The organism is Oscillibacter sp. CAG:155, from assembly GCA_000436875.1.
Classification (GTDB): Bacteria; Bacillota; Clostridia; order Oscillospirales; family Oscillospiraceae; genus Oscillibacter.
In genome coordinates, this window is the sequence record FR890835.1 from 1 (window position 1) to 993 (window position 993).

The 993-nt window shown below is 63.0% G+C and carries 1 protein-coding gene; it reads right to left on the reverse strand.

What is annotated here, in order from left to right; translation table 11 throughout:
* A partial coding sequence (acrA, locus tag QZL67_RS01000; protein WP_292919611.1) for an acryloyl-CoA reductase electron transfer subunit beta occupies positions 1-985 on the reverse strand: 985 nt, incomplete at its 3' end.
* Positions 986-993 lie beyond the last annotated feature (8 nt).

A 993-nucleotide genomic window follows, 5' to 3' on the forward strand; every position in this document is an offset into this window, starting at 1 on the left:
TGATGCACTCGGAATCCTGCATGCCGGCCTTGTGCTGGATGGCGCCGGAGATGCCCAGTGCGATGTACACCTTGGGGTGCACGGTCTTGCCGGTCTGGCCGACCTGGTGGTCGGCAGAGAGCCAGCCGCTGTCGATGGTGGCACGGGAACCGCCCACGACGCCGCCCAGCACCTCAGCCAGCTCCTCAGCCAGCTTGATGCCGCCCTCGACATCCTTGCTGATGCCGCGGCCAACGGATACGATGTAATCGGCACCGATCAGATCCACCAGCTTCTTGGCGGCCTTCACCACCTCGGTGACCTCGGTGTGGATGTCGCTCTCGCTCAGCTCGAAAGCGGGCTTGACGATCTCGCAGGCGTCCGCCTTGGCCTGATCGAAGGCGTTCTTCTTCATAACACCGGGACGCACCGTCGCCATGCAGGGGCGGAAGCGAGGGCAGATAATGGTGGCCATCAGGTGACCGCCGAATGCGGGACGGGTCATCTTCAGGTTCCGGTCCTCCATGTCCCACTTGGTGTTGTCCACGTCCAGAGTGGAGGACTCACGCAGGAACTGGATGTAATTGGCCACATCCACGTCCAGGTGGGTGCAGTCAGCGCACAGGCCGGTGTGCAGACGGGCCGCGCAGCGGGGGCCCAGGTCACGGCCGATGTTGGTGGCGCCGATCAGGAAGGCCTCGGGCTTGAGGTCCTCGATCACGTCGCAGATCACCTTCGCATAGGCGTCGGTGGTGTAGGTGGCCAGGAGGGGATGCTCGCACACGATCACCTTGTCGGCGCCGTAGCCGCCCAGCTCCTTGGCGACGTTCTCGATGCCCTCGCCGCCCAGCAGCAAACCGCACAGGTTCACGCCCAGCTCGTTGGCCAGGTCGCGGCCCTTGGAGATCAGCTCAAAATCGGTGGGCATCAGCTTGCCCTCGCGCTGCTCGCAGAACACCCATACATCCTTGAAAGCAGCGATATCAGCACTGTTGAAGTTAGACATAGTCGTTT